The organism is Streptomyces sp. JHA26 (assembly GCF_002005565.1).
In the GTDB taxonomy this organism is placed as follows: Bacteria; Actinomycetota; Actinomycetes; order Streptomycetales; family Streptomycetaceae; genus Streptomyces.
The window spans coordinates 66,050-78,106 of record NZ_BDJC01000016.1 but is presented as its reverse complement, the minus strand read 5'-3'; the positions used below and the strand labels follow the sequence as shown (position 1 = coordinate 78,106).

At 72.1% G+C, this 12,057-nt stretch carries 12 protein-coding genes; 1 reads left to right on the top strand and 11 read right to left on the bottom strand.

Features of this window, described 5'->3' with window-relative positions; genetic code table 11:
- Positions 1-127: 127 nt before the first annotated feature.
- The 11 genes from JHAT_RS13005 to JHAT_RS12955 all read right to left on the bottom strand — a co-directional run bounded on the left by JHAT_RS13005 (position 128) and on the right by JHAT_RS12955 (position 10,859).
- Positions 128-1,444, bottom strand: a complete 1,317-nt coding sequence (locus JHAT_RS13005) for an aromatic acid/H+ symport family MFS transporter (protein ID WP_077798281.1) — start codon at positions 1,442-1,444, stop codon at positions 128-130.
- 172 nt (positions 1,445-1,616) lie between these two features.
- Positions 1,617-2,567, bottom strand: a complete 951-nt coding sequence (locus JHAT_RS13000; RefSeq protein WP_077798280.1) for a catechol 2,3-dioxygenase — start codon at positions 2,565-2,567, stop codon at positions 1,617-1,619.
- Entirely contained in the window at positions 2,548-3,675 is a 1,128-nt protein-coding gene (locus JHAT_RS12995; RefSeq protein ID WP_253195480.1) for a 4-oxalomesaconate tautomerase, read from the bottom strand. Before JHAT_RS12995 ends, JHAT_RS13000 begins: the two co-directional genes overlap by 20 nt.
- Positions 3,672-4,379, bottom strand: a complete 708-nt coding sequence (locus tag JHAT_RS12990; protein WP_077798279.1) for a 4-carboxy-4-hydroxy-2-oxoadipate aldolase/oxaloacetate decarboxylase — start codon at positions 4,377-4,379, stop codon at positions 3,672-3,674. The genes JHAT_RS12995 and JHAT_RS12990 overlap by 4 nt, the downstream gene beginning before the upstream one ends.
- The gene (locus JHAT_RS12985; RefSeq protein WP_077798278.1) at positions 4,376-5,128 is read right to left on the bottom strand and encodes a PIG-L deacetylase family protein; all 753 of its coding nucleotides are present in this window, start codon (positions 5,126-5,128) and stop codon (positions 4,376-4,378) included. Before JHAT_RS12985 ends, JHAT_RS12990 begins: the two co-directional genes overlap by 4 nt.
- A 48-nt stretch (positions 5,129-5,176) precedes the next feature.
- Complete coding sequence (locus tag JHAT_RS12980) at positions 5,177-5,827, bottom strand: GntR family transcriptional regulator (RefSeq protein WP_077798277.1); 651 nt, start codon at positions 5,825-5,827, stop codon at positions 5,177-5,179.
- A 277-nt stretch (positions 5,828-6,104) separates the two neighbouring features.
- Positions 6,105-6,755 (bottom strand): TMEM175 family protein, encoded by a 651-nt coding sequence (locus JHAT_RS12975; RefSeq protein WP_171990871.1) that lies wholly within the window; start codon positions 6,753-6,755, stop codon positions 6,105-6,107.
- A 164-nt stretch (positions 6,756-6,919) separates the two neighbouring features.
- A complete protein-coding gene (locus JHAT_RS12970) occupies positions 6,920-7,822 on the bottom strand; it encodes a sugar phosphate isomerase/epimerase (protein ID WP_077798275.1) in 903 nt (300 codons plus the stop codon).
- A 1-nt stretch (position 7,823) separates the two neighbouring features.
- A complete protein-coding gene (locus JHAT_RS12965) occupies positions 7,824-8,753 on the bottom strand; it encodes an ATP-binding cassette domain-containing protein (RefSeq protein WP_077798274.1) in 930 nt (309 codons plus the stop codon).
- A gap of 7 nt (positions 8,754-8,760) precedes the next feature.
- A complete protein-coding gene (locus JHAT_RS12960; RefSeq protein ID WP_171990870.1) occupies positions 8,761-9,837 on the bottom strand; it encodes an ABC transporter permease in 1,077 nt (358 codons plus the stop codon).
- Positions 9,837-10,859, bottom strand: coding sequence for a sugar ABC transporter substrate-binding protein (locus JHAT_RS12955; RefSeq protein WP_077798272.1), 1,023 nt, complete (start codon positions 10,857-10,859; stop codon positions 9,837-9,839). The genes JHAT_RS12960 and JHAT_RS12955 overlap by 1 nt, the downstream gene beginning before the upstream one ends.
- A gap of 230 nt (positions 10,860-11,089) precedes the next feature.
- Here JHAT_RS12955 and iolC point away from each other — a divergent pair, with 230 nt between their 5' ends.
- Positions 11,090-12,052, top strand: a complete 963-nt coding sequence (gene iolC / locus JHAT_RS12950; RefSeq protein ID WP_077798271.1) for a 5-dehydro-2-deoxygluconokinase — start codon at positions 11,090-11,092, stop codon at positions 12,050-12,052.
- The last annotated feature ends 5 nt before the right edge of the window (positions 12,053-12,057 follow it).

Sequence of the window (12,057 nt, the reverse complement as noted above, 5' to 3'; positions counted from 1 at the left end):
CGCGGGCCGGCCGGCACACCCGGGTCGGCGCGCACCTGACGCCGATCAGGTCCGGACCGGCCCGCGCACCGTGAAGACGCCCGCGGCGTCCTCGGTCTCGACGGTGAACCCGCGCCGCCGGGGGCGGTCAGTGGGCGGCGGCGAGTTTCCGTCCAGCCCCGTCGTCGGCGGATCGCGCGCGCAGGGCCGCGACGCCGATGAAGACCATGGACGAGACGCCGGCGAGTGCGAAGGCGGTGAAGCCCCAGTCACCCTGGTCCGCGGCGAGCAGCTGACCGCCGAGCCACGGGCCGAAGACGGCACCGAAGCGGCCCATGCCGGAGGTCCAGCCGACCGCGGTGGCGCGGTCGGCCGGGGCGGTGCCGAGGGAGACGGTCGCGTAGATCATGGTCTGGGCGCTGTTGAGGAAGACGCCGGTGAGGAAGACGACCACGAAGGTCAGGGCCAGCGGCATGTGGACGCTGAGCAGGAAGACGCCGCCGGCGGTCAGCGCGAACCAGAGGGCGGAGATGCGCGGGGCACCGAAGCGGTCCGAGGCGCGGCCGGCGACCAGCATGCCGACGATGCCGCCGAGGTTGAACAGCACGACGAAGGTCAGCGCGGAGCCGAGTTCGTAGCCCTCGCCGCGCATCAGGGTCGGCAGCCAGGTGGCGACGCCGTAGACGAGGAGCAGGCCGCCGAAGGAGGCCAGCCAGTACAGCAGGGTCTGGATCCACTCGCCGCCCCGGAAGAGGTTGGCCAGGTTGGCCCAGGCGGCGCCGGAGGTCCTGCCGGTGGCGGTGGGGAGTTCGACGTCGTAGCGGCCGGCCAGGGCGCGGGCCTCCTCGGTGCGGCCCTTGGCGACCAGGAAGCTCAGCGACTCGGGCAGGAACCCGGCGAGGACCGGGACGAAGAGCAGCGGGACCACGCAGACCCAGAACGCGGCGCGCCAGCCGAGCGGCTCGACGATCCACAGGGCGGCGTAGGCGGAGAGGATGCCGCCGGCGTGGTGGGCGGTCATCAGCAGGCCGATGGTGAGGGCGGCGCGGCCGCGCGGGGCGTAGTCGGAGACCATGCTGATCGCGGTCGGCAGCAGGCCGCCGAGGCCGACGCCGGCCAGGGTGCGGCCCAGGCCGAAGACGGCGACGCTGCCGGAGAGCGCGCAGATGCCGGAGGCCAGCGAGAAGAGCGTGACGCAGGAGACCATCAGCTTCTTGCGGCCGATGCGGTCCGCGACCGTCCCCGCGGCCAGCGCGCCGACGAGCATCCCGAAGGTGGCGTAGCTGCCGAGGTCGCCGGCCTGGCCCGAGGTGATGCCGAGGGCCTTCTCCCGGAGCATGTGGGGCAGCACCGAGCCGTAGATGAACATGTCCAGGCCGTCGAAGAGCACGGCCAGCCAGCAGAGGCCGATGACCAGCAGGGCCGGTCCGCTGCCGCGGGCGGACAGCGCGGGGGAGGAGGACATCGTTGTTTTCCTCTCGACCAGGAGGCGGTGCCTGGAGGGGACGGGTGATGGGGCGACGCTAAGGACCGCGTCCACCAGGTGTCAACACTTTTGTTGACAATCTCAGGAACAATATGGGGGTGGGTCCGCGCACAGGCGTGCGCGGACCCACCCCCGGTGGTACGGACCTCGGTCAGGCGATCGGCGGAGTGCCGTGGGTGTGGAACGACTCGATGGTCTTCAGCCCCCAGGCCTGGCCCTTCTTCCGCTCCTCCTCGGTCCAGGTGATCAGCGGCCAGTCGGGCGCCAGCACCAGGCGGGTGAGCGGATTGCACAGCTCGACGCGGTTGCCGCCGGGCTCGTAGACGTACAGGAAGAACGTCTGCTGGATGGCGTGCTTGTGCGGGCCGGTCTCGATGAACACGCCGGTGTCGATGGCGAGGTCGGCGGCGCGCAGGATGTCCTCGCGGCTGTCGGCCGCGAAGGCGATGTGGTGGAGGCGGCCGTTGGAGCCGGTCCAGTCCTCGGTGTAGACGACGTCGTAGGACTTGTTCGTGAAGGTCAGCCAACGGGCGGCGATCTTCCCGGAGTCGAGCCGGATCTGCTCGGTGGGCCGGGCGCCGAGGAGCTGTTCCTGGAACTCGGCGTTGGCGAGCACGTCCTCGGCGAGGAAGTTGACGTGGTCCAGGCGGCGCACGCCCACGCCCCGGTTGGGCTTGGCCTGGGGCTGGTTCTTCAGCGCGGGCTTCAGCTCGTCGGGGGCCCGGTGGTGCTCGCTCTCCCAGTACAGGGCGTGCTCGTGCCCGTCGGGGTCGGTGGTGAGGTAGAGCCTGCCGATGCCCGGCTCGTCCTCGACCCACTTCCCGCCCCGGCCGGCCTCCTCCAGCGCCCTGACGCGCCGCTGGAGGGCGTCCTCGCTGGAGGTGCGCAGGGCGAGCCGGCCGAGGCCGGGCGTCTCACGGGCGGTGAGCACCAGGCTGTGGTGCTCGTAGTCGTCGAAGGTGCGCAGGTAGACGGTGTCGTCGTCCTGCCCGTTGACCGCCAGACCGAGGTAGTCGGTGAAGAAGGCGACGCTGGCGTCCAGGTCGGGCGTGAACAGCTGGGCGTGACCGACATGGGCGATGTCACCGAGCGGCGGAGTCATGGTGGCCTCCAGAGGGTTGTGCGGGTATCGGTGCCGTCTCGGCGGACCGCGGGAAGACGGCCCCGTCGAAGATCTTCCGTGCGGTGCGCACGACGGCGGTACGGCGGACCACCGGGGGCGTGTCACCGGTTCCGGGATCGACGTCGGTCTCGACGTCGAGGAAGCCGGTGGGGTGCTCGACGCGGACGCGGTCGCCCGTCCCGGGCAGCTCCGCGATGCCCTCCCCCACGCCGCCGGGGAGACGGAGTCCCGCGGCCACGCTCGCGGCGCCGAGGACGCCGATGGAGGGGTGACAGCGGACGGGGATGAAGGTGCGCGTGGTGACCGCGCCTCCCTCCCGGGGCGGTGCCAGCAGGCTGATCTTCGGCACGGTGGCGTCCTCGACGTCGCCGAGGCCCATCACCCGGCCGGCCTCCAGCCGGATCTCCCTCAGCCGGTCGGCGAGGGTGACGTCCTCCTCCAGGTCCCCGGGCTCCTCGTACCCGGTGGCCCCCAGGGCGCCGGCCGGGATCAGGACGACCGGCATGCCGTTGTCGACGCAGGTCACCTCGGTGCCGGCGACGACGTCCCGGACGTTGCCGGTGGGCAGGAGCGGGCCGTCGCCCTGCGGGAACTCGATGACGACCGCGGCGGCGGTGCCCGGCACGCCCGATATCCCGGCGTCCCCGGTGCAGTCGACGCGGCCGCCCGGCGTGGGGAAGGTGGCGACGGCGAGTTCGCCGGTGTTGAGCATGCGGATGCGCACGGACGTCTCGGTGTCACCGGCCGGGACGAGCCCTCGCTCGACGGCGAACGGGCCCACCCCGGCGAGGATGTTGCCGCAGTTCTGCCGGTCGGTGACCTCCGGCCGGTCGACGGCGACCTGGAGGAACAGGTAGTCGACGTCGGCCGCGGGGTCGTCCGAGCGGGAGACCACGGCGACCTTGCTGGTCAGCGGGTGACCGCCGCCCAGGCCGTCGACCTGGCGCGGGTCGGGGCTGCCCATGATCCGCAGCAGCAGGTCGTCACGGGCGCCGGGGTCGGCGGGCAGGTCCCCGGCCAGGAAGTAGGCGCCCTTGGAGGTGCCGCCGCGCATCAGCGTGCAGCGCACCCCGTCGGATCCGGTCACGGCCGCTCCCCGGCCGCGTACGCGTCGTACGACTGGTAGGTGACGCCCAGTTGCCTCAGCTTTTCGCGCAGCCCGTAGCGGTCCAGGCCGAGTTGGCCCTCGATGAAGGCGGCGCGGGAGGCGGCCTCCTTCTCCTCGCGGGCCTCGGACGCCTCGGCGACCCGCCGGGCGCGCTCGCGCGGGACGACCACCACGCCGTCGTCGTCGGCGACGATCACGTCACCGGGGCGGATCACCTGGCCGTCCACGGCGACCGGCACGTTGACCGAGCCGCCGGTGGCCTTCACCGTGCCCTGCGCCGAGACGGCTCGGGACCAGGCGGCGAAGCCCATCTCCCGCAGCTCCTGGGTGTCGCGGACGCCCGCGTTGATGACCAGCCCGCGGACCCCGCGCCGCTGGAGCGCGGTGGCGAACAGCTCGCCGAACATGCCGTCGGTGGACGGGGAGGTGGTGGTGACGACCAGGACGTCGCCCTCGCCGCACTGCTCGACGGCGGCGTGGATCATCAGGTTGTCGCCGGGCCAGCTGAGGACGGTGACCGCGGTGCCGGCGATCCGTACGCCCTGCTGGACCGGGCGGATGTCCGGCCCGAGCAGTCCGGTGCGGCCCATCGCCTCGCTGACGGTGGCCACGCCGTACCCGGCGAGCGCCGCGACGTCCTCGGCGTCGGCCTTGGGCGGGTTGGTGACGACGACGCCGCTCATGCCAGCTCCTGCGCGATCTGCGGGTACGGGCGCATGTACGCCTCGGCCATGGTCCGGTGCGCCAGGCCCAGGTTGGGGCCGGCGTTGCGCCTGAGCTGGACGCCGCGGCGGACGGCGAGGTCGGTGTAGTAGTCCCACAGGTGCTGCTGGGCGGCGAGGCACTCCATGGCCCTGCGCTTGGTCTCCCACACCTCGGTGATGTCGAGCAGGACCTCGGGACGGAAGCCGCTCATCTCGGGCTGGTGCGGTTCGAAGTAGAAGACGGGCGGGGCGCCGATGATCTCCCCCTCGCCCGGGTAGCCGATGGCCTGGGCGAGGACGCGGGCCTCCAGGGCCATGCGGTTGGCGGCCGGGTGGTCGCCGTTGTAGGGGTCCTCGACCGGGTGGGTGAGCACGACGTCGGGCTGGGTGGCGCGGTAGACCTCGACCAGCTTGTCGGTCAGCTCGGGCGTGACGAGCAGCGGGTAGTCGCCGGCGTCGAAGAAGCGGACCTCGGCGCCGAGGACGGCGGCGGCCTTCTCGGCCTCCTCCCGGCGGATCGCCTTGATCTCCTCCAGCTTCCTGCCCTCCCGCCAGGCCTTGGCGGACTCGCCGCGCTCGCCGAAGGTCAGGCACGCGATGGTGACCTTCTCCCCGCGCGAGGCGGCCAGGGCGATGGCGCCGCCCGCCCGCCACACGAAGTCCCCCGCGTGCGCGGTGACGACGAGTGTCGACCGTGGGGTGGGGGCGGGCGCGTTGCCGTGCGTCATGGGTCAAATCTCCTTGGTGGACAGGTGACGCCCGCCTCGGTGCGTGTGTCAGTCGCGCAGCGCCTCGATCACACTGGCGAGGTGGGCGCGGACGGCCGCCTCGGCCGCCTGCGGATCCCTGGCCTCGATCGCCTCGATCATGGCCAGGTGCTCGTTCAGGGATTGCTGCGGACGCCCCGGGCGCAGCGCCAACTGGAAGCGGTGGCGCACCAGTTGGGCGTTGAGGCGCTCCAGCAGTTCCACGGCCGTCAGCTGGCCGGAGAACTCCCGGATCCTGGCGTGGAGTTCGTGGTTGAGATCCGAGTAGGTCAGCGGTTCCCCGCCGGCCACGGCCTTGCGCATCGCCGTGCCCAGGTCCTTGAGTTCGGTCACCTGCGCGTCGGTGACGGCGGCCGCCGCCTTCGCCGCGCAGAGCCCTTCGAGGACCAGACGGCACTCGGTGATGGCGACCGCTTCCTCCACGGTCACCACCCGCACCCGGGAACCCCGGTTGCGGATCCGCTCCACGAGCCCCTGCGCCTCCAGGTCGATCAGCGCGGCCCGGATGCTGGCCCGGGTCACGCCGAACTGTTCGGCGAGTTCGTTCTCCACCAGCCGCTGCGCCGGTGCCATCTCGCCGCGCAGGATCGCCTGCCGCAACTGCCCGAGCGCGAGCTGCTTCGCCTGCTCCCCGGTGCCCGGACGGGCCTGGTTCGGCATGGTTGCCCTCCCTGAGTGAGTGCCTGTCGAACGTAAATCTAGCCAGACAGGATTGTCAACAATTTTGTTCGAGATTATTCGGCCGTCAGGAAGCGGTGCCGAAGGCGGCGGAAGGCGCGACGAGGCGTCCGTACACGCCTTCGGACAGGGCGCACCCTGTCGCCCCCGCGGCCCCCTGCACCCCGGCCGGCGTCACCGCACGGCCCACGGTCTCGTCGTTCACGTCCTCGGCGCCGGGCTCGGACCCGGGTCCCTCTCCCCTGCCGGCCCGGACCGGTCACGGACCGGGCCTCGAGGGGTTCTCCCGGTGGACGCGACGGTGCGATCGGTTCGCCCACCGGCCGAGCAGGCTCTTGACCGGGACCAGGACGAGCCAGCCCCACATGGCCGCGGGGCCGATCGTCAGGGCGAGCGGGATGCTCAGCGAGAACACCGCCACCGAGGCCGCGATGTCCAGGCCGTACAGCAGGAACCCCTCCTCGGGGACCGCCTCGCCCCGCAGCTGGGGCCGGTTGGCCAGGAGGGCGACCAGGCCGAGGTGGGTGGCGCCCAGTGCGGCGACGGCCGCCGCGTAGATGGCGACGGAGACCGGCTCACGGCCGTACTCGGACAGGAGCGTGGTGGGGAAGGGCACGAGCGCCGCGACTCCCAGCCCGAGCAGGGACAGCGTGATCACCTGGCCGTCGACCCGCTCGACGAAACGGAAGATCCGGCGGTGGTCGCGCCAGAAGAGGCCGAGCACGAGCAGGATGAGCGCGTACGCCCCCAGGTTGGGCAGCAGGTCGCGCAGTTCCCGGCGGTAGGCCGCGGAGTCCAGCCCGCGGGGCACGGAGAAGTCGAGGACGAGCAGGGTGATGGCGATCGCGAAGACACCGTCGGCCAGGGCCATCACCCGCTCGGGACCGCCGGCCGGAATCGATTTCCACATGGCCCCGACGGTAGGAGCGGCGTCGTACGGGGCCGCGTCACACGCCCGGGGCGACGCCGTACGTCACACGCCCGCCCCGGCGTCGTCGCCCTCGAGGGCGTCGTCGGGGCCGGGACGCGGATCGGGGCGCGGGGCCACGAGCGCTTCCCGGGACGGGCGGGCCGTCAGGCCCCGCAGGAGCGCAGGAACCTGCGGGTGCGGACCGCGATGGGCAGCGGAGCGTCCGGCGCGCAGGGGTACATGTCCTGCTCGACGATGGCGAACAGGTCCACGCCGAGCCGCTGGGCCGCCGTGAGCACCGGGCCCAGTTCGGGGACGCCGGACGGTGGTTCGCACATCACCCCGCGCTGGACGGCCGGCCCGAACGGCACGCCGTTCGCCCGCACGTCGGCGAGGATCTCCGGGTCGACCTGCTTGAGGTGGAGGTAGCCGATGCGCTCGCCGTAGGTCTCGATCAGTTCGACGCTGTCGCCGCCGCAGTAGGCGTAGTGGCCGGTGTCCAGGCAGAGGCCGACCAGTGCGGGGTCGGTGGAGTCGAGGAAGCGCTCGACGTGCTCCTCGGTGTCGATGTGGGTGTCGGCGTGCGGGTGGACGACGACCTCCAGGCCGTAGGTCTCCCTGACCTCGCGGCCGAGGCGTTCCATGCCCCGGGTCAGGTGCGTCCACTGCTCGCCGGTGAGCTCCGGCGGTTCGAGGATCTCGGCGGTCCTGTCGTCGCGCCAGAAGGAGGGGATGACGACGAGGTGCGTCGCGTCCACGGCCCGGGCGAGGGCGGCGACGCGGCCGGCCTGCTCCCAGGTGGCGTCCCACTCGGAGGGGCCGCGGTGCAGGCCGCAGAAGACGGTGCCCGCGGAGACCCTGAGGCCGCGCCGGGCCACCTCGTCGGCGAGCCGGGCCGGGTCGGTGGGCAGGTAGCCGTAGGGTCCCAGCTCGATCCACTCGTAGCCGGCCTCGGCGACCTCGTCCAGGAAGCGTTCCCAGGGCACCTGCCGCGGGTCGTCAGGGAACCAGACGCCCCAGGAGTCGGGGGCCGAGCCGACGCGGATGCGGTCCAGGGCAGCGGGCATGTCAGGTCTTCCCTTCGGCGGTGTCGGACGCGAGGGTCGTGGGCGCGGCGGTCCGGGGCGGGGCGATGCCGGGGGCGGGAGCCTCCGGCGCCTGTCCCGGGAGCGCCGCCGTGCCGATCCCGTCGGCCTGCGCCAGTTCGTGCTCGAGCGCGGCGAGTTCGGCGCCGCCGGCCATGTGGTGGGTGAGTGTCTCGAGGGTGGTGTCGGCGCGCGTGGCGCTGAGTTCGAGGGTGCCCAGGCGCAGCACGTTGAAGTGGTCGCCGACCAGGTGGGCGTGGTGGGGGTTGTGGGTGACGAGGACGACGCCGAGACCGCGTTCGCGGGCGGCGGCGATGTACCGGAGGACCACGCCGGACTGCTTGACGCCGAGGGCGGCGGTGGGTTCGTCGAGGATGAGGACGCGGGCGCCGAAGTGGACGGCGCGGGCGATGGCGACGCACTGGCGCTGGCCGCCGGAGAGGGTGCCGACGGGCTGTTCCAGGTCGTCCAGGACGATGCCCATGGTGCGCAGTTCCTCGTCCGCGGTCTTCTTCATGCGGGCGATGTCGAGGCGGCGCAGGGGCCAGGGGCCCTTGGTCATCTCGGAGCCGAGGAAGAAGTTCCGCCACACCGGCATCAGCGGCACGGTGGCGAGGTCCTGGTAGACGGCGGCGATGCCCCGGGCGAGGGCGTCGCGGGGGGTGGTGAAGCGCACCGGTTCGCCGTCGACGAGGAGGGCGCCCTCGGTGTGCTGGTGCAGCCCGGAGATGATCTTGATGAGGGTGGACTTGCCGGCGCCGTTGTCGCCGAGCACGCAGGTCACCCGGCCGGCGTGGACGGTGAGGTCGACCCCGTGCAGGGCGCGGACGGTGCCGTAGGACTTGCCGGCGCCGCGCAGTTCGACGAGCGGCCGGCCGGTGTCCCCGGGGGTGCCGGTGGTCTTGCCGGTCATTTTCCGATCACCTCCGGGTCACCGCGCGGCGGACCCACAGATTGACGAGGACGGCGCCGAGCAGCATCGCGCCGAGGAAGGCCTTGAACCAGTCGGGGTTCCAGCCGGCGTAGACGATGCCCTGGTTCACCATGCCGAACATGAAGGCGCCGAAGACCGGGCCGACGGCGGAGCCGTGGCCGCCGGTGAGCAGGCAGCCGCCGATGACGGCGGCGGCGATGTAGATCAGCTCCTGGCCGACGCCCTCGCCGGACTGCACGGTGTTGAAGGAGAACAGCTGGTGCATGCCGACGAACCAGGCGCCGAAGCCGACCAGCATGAACAGCGTGACCTTGGTGAAGGTGACGGGGACGCCGACCGCGCGGGCGGCCTCCTGGTCGCCGCCGACCGCGAAGACCCAGTTGCCGTACTTGGTGCGCAGCAGCACCCAGGTGGCGAGGGCCGCGAAGACCAGCCACCACACCACCGTGATCTTCACCTGGACGCCGCCGACGTCGAAGGACGAGGCGAAGAGCGCCTCGGCCCGGCCGAAGCCGTCCATGTCGCTGATGTCGTCGGTGGCGACGTTGCCGGTGACGAGCTTGGTGACGGCGAGGTTGACGCCCTGGAGGATCAGGAAGGTGCCGAGGGTGACGAGGAAGCTCGGCAGTCCGGTCCTGACCAGCATCCAGCCGTTGAACGCGCCGACGCCCAGGGAGACCACGAGGGCGACGACCACGCCCATCCAGACGTTCATGGTCAGCTGGTAGCTGAGCATGCTCGCGGTGAGCGCCGAGGTGACCACGGCGACACCGGCGGACAGGTCGAACTCGCCGCCGATCATCAGCAGCGCGACCGGCAGGGCCATGATGCCGATGGTGGACGACTGGTAGAGGACGGTCGCCATGGAGCCGCCGTCGCGGACCGAGGGCGCGGCGATCAGGAAGAAGACGAACACGGCGACGGCGCCGAGGAGGACGCCGATCTCGGGCCGGGCGAGCAGCCGCAGCGCGAGCGGGCGCCGCCGGGTCCGCCCGTCGCCCGGTCCCGGGCCGGGGGCCGGCGGCGCGGTCACCGCCGGCCCGGCCTGTGGGGACGCGTTCATCACCGGGTGCCCTTCGAGGCGAACTCGGCGACGGCCTCGACGTTGGACTTGTCGACGAAGGCCGGGCCGGTCAGCACCGGCTGTTCGCCGCCACCGCTGTAGTTGCCGTTGTTCTCGTAGAGCCACAGGCCGTCGACCGCCAGGTAGCCCTGGAGGTAGGGCTGCTGGTCGACGGCGAACTCGATGGTGCCCTTCTCGATGGCGCCGGTGAGTTCCTTGTTGAGGTCGAAGGTGGCGACCTTCGCCCTGCCGCCGGTCTCCTCCACCGACTGCGTCGCGGTCATGGCGAACGGGGCGCCGAGCGTGACGACGTGGTCGATGGCGCCGTCCTGCTTCAGCTTCGCGGTGATCGTCGACTTCACGGACGGCATGTCGGTGCCGTTGACGTAGAGGTTCTCGACCGAGCCCCCGAAGGTCTTCTTCACGCCGTCGCAGCGCTGGGTCAGGCCGACGTTGCCCTGCTCGTGGATCACGCAGACGGCCTTCTTCGCGCCGACCTCGTCCAGCTTCTTGCCGAACGCCTCGCCCGCCACGCTCTCGTCCTGTCCGAAGAACTCCGTCAGGCCGAGCTCCTTCCAGTCGGCGAGGCCGGAGTTGAGGCCGACGACGGGTATGCCGGCCTGCTTCGCCTCGGCGAGGACACCGCGCAGCGCGTCCGGCTTGGCGAGGGTGACCGCGATGCCGTCGACCTTCTGGTCGATCGCGTTCCGCACCAGGTTGGCCTGGTTGCCCGCGTTGGGGTCGGCGGAGTAGACGAGCTTGATGTTGTCCTTGGCGGCGGCGGCCTCGGCGCCCTTGCGGACGATGTCCCAGAAGGTGTCGCCGGGCGCCTGATGGGTGACCAGGGCGACCGTCATGCCGGGGGTGTCCGCCTTGCCCGCGGAGGCGCCGGAGTTCCCCTCCTCGTCGGCCTTCTTGCCCCCGGAACTGCTGGAGCAGCCGGCGAGGGCCAGCGCCGCCGCCGCGGCGAGGGCCACGACCGGGACGGATCTGCGGGAGCGGGCGTGCGAAGAGCGGACCATCTTTCCTGCACCTCACTGTGCGACGGAAGCCGTGTGTCGGACCGGAGAAGAAGGGCTGTTGCGCTGGGACCGGATACAAGTCCTTGAGGGGCCCGCTGTCAATACTTTGTCAAGACATCACTTCACAAGCTGGTCCGAATGTAAGAACAAAACATTGACAAGGTCGTCCCGCCGTCCTACATCTGGGGGGCGGCAGGCCCCCCTCCCGCCCAGCCCGAGGAGCGTCGTCCATGGCCGAGTCAGTCCGGCACTTCGATCTGATCACGATGGGCCGCATCGGAGTCGATCTCTACCCCCTTCAGACGGGTGTACCCCTGGCGGAGGTCGAGACCTTCGGCAAGTTCCTCGGCGGTTCGGCCGCGAACGTGGCGGTCGCCGCCGCCCGCCTGGGCCGTGCCGCGGCCGTCATCACCCGTACGGGCGACGACCCGTTCGGCGGCTACCTGCGCCGGGCCCTGAAGGAGTTCGGCGTCGACGACCGCTGGGTCACGCCGGTCGCCGCGTACCCGACGCCCGTCACCTTCTGCGAGGTCTTCCCGCCGGACGACTTCCCGCTGTACTTCTACCGCCGCCCCAAGGCCCCCGACCTGGAGATCCACCCGCGGGAGCTGGACCTCGACGCGATCCGCGCGGCCCGCGTCTTCTGGATCACCGGCACCGGGCTGAGCGAGGAGCCGAGCCGTACGGCCACCCTGGGGGCCCTCGCCCACCGCGCCAGGGCCGGGACCACGGTCTTCGACCTGGACTGGCGGCCGATGTTCTGGGCCGACCCCGGCCGGGCCCGCCCGTACTACGCCGAGGCGCTGCGGCACGCGACCGTCGCCGTCGGCAACCTCGACGAGTGCGAGATCGCCACGGGCGTGCGCGAGCCGCGGGCGTGCGCCGAGGCGCTCCTGGCCGCGGGCGTGGAGCTGGCCGTCGTCAAGCAGGGCCCCCGGGGCGTGCTCGCCGTGCACCGCGACGGGCGGACGGCCGAGGTGCCCCCGGTGCCGGTCGAGGTGGTCAACGGCCTCGGCGCGGGCGACGCGTTCGGCGGTTCCCTCTGCCACGGCCTGCTGTCCGGCTGGGACCTGGAGCGCACCATGCGGTACGCCAACGCGGCCGGCGCCCTCGTCGCCTCCCGCCTCGCCTGTTCCTCCGCGATGCCCACCGGGGCGGAGATCGACGGTCTCCTCGCGCGAGCCACTCCCTGAACGGA

Excerpts from the sequence above, each read along its gene's own strand:
- JHAT_RS13005 (WP_077798281.1), bottom strand. The coding sequence starts at position 1,444 with ATGTCCTCCTCCCCCGCGCTGTCCGCCCGCGGCAGCGGACCGGCCCTG.
- JHAT_RS13000 (WP_077798280.1), bottom strand. The coding sequence starts at position 2,567 with ATGACTCCGCCGCTCGGTGACATCGCCCATGTCGGTCACGCCCAGCTG.
- JHAT_RS12990 (WP_077798279.1), bottom strand. The coding sequence starts at position 4,379 with ATGAGCGGCGTCGTCGTCACCAACCCGCCCAAGGCCGACGCCGAGGAC.
- JHAT_RS12985 (WP_077798278.1), bottom strand. The coding sequence starts at position 5,128 with ATGACGCACGGCAACGCGCCCGCCCCCACCCCACGGTCGACACTCGTC.
- JHAT_RS12980 (WP_077798277.1), bottom strand. The coding sequence starts at position 5,827 with ATGCCGAACCAGGCCCGTCCGGGCACCGGGGAGCAGGCGAAGCAGCTC.
- JHAT_RS12975 (WP_171990871.1), bottom strand. The coding sequence starts at position 6,755 with ATGTGGAAATCGATTCCGGCCGGCGGTCCCGAGCGGGTGATGGCCCTG.
- JHAT_RS12970 (WP_077798275.1), bottom strand. The coding sequence starts at position 7,822 with ATGCCCGCTGCCCTGGACCGCATCCGCGTCGGCTCGGCCCCCGACTCC.
- JHAT_RS12965 (WP_077798274.1), bottom strand. The coding sequence starts at position 8,753 with ATGACCGGCAAGACCACCGGCACCCCCGGGGACACCGGCCGGCCGCTC.
- JHAT_RS12960 (WP_171990870.1), bottom strand. The coding sequence starts at position 9,837 with ATGAACGCGTCCCCACAGGCCGGGCCGGCGGTGACCGCGCCGCCGGCC.
- JHAT_RS12955 (WP_077798272.1), bottom strand. The coding sequence starts at position 10,859 with ATGGTCCGCTCTTCGCACGCCCGCTCCCGCAGATCCGTCCCGGTCGTG.
- iolC (WP_077798271.1), top strand. The coding sequence starts at position 11,090 with ATGGCCGAGTCAGTCCGGCACTTCGATCTGATCACGATGGGCCGCATC.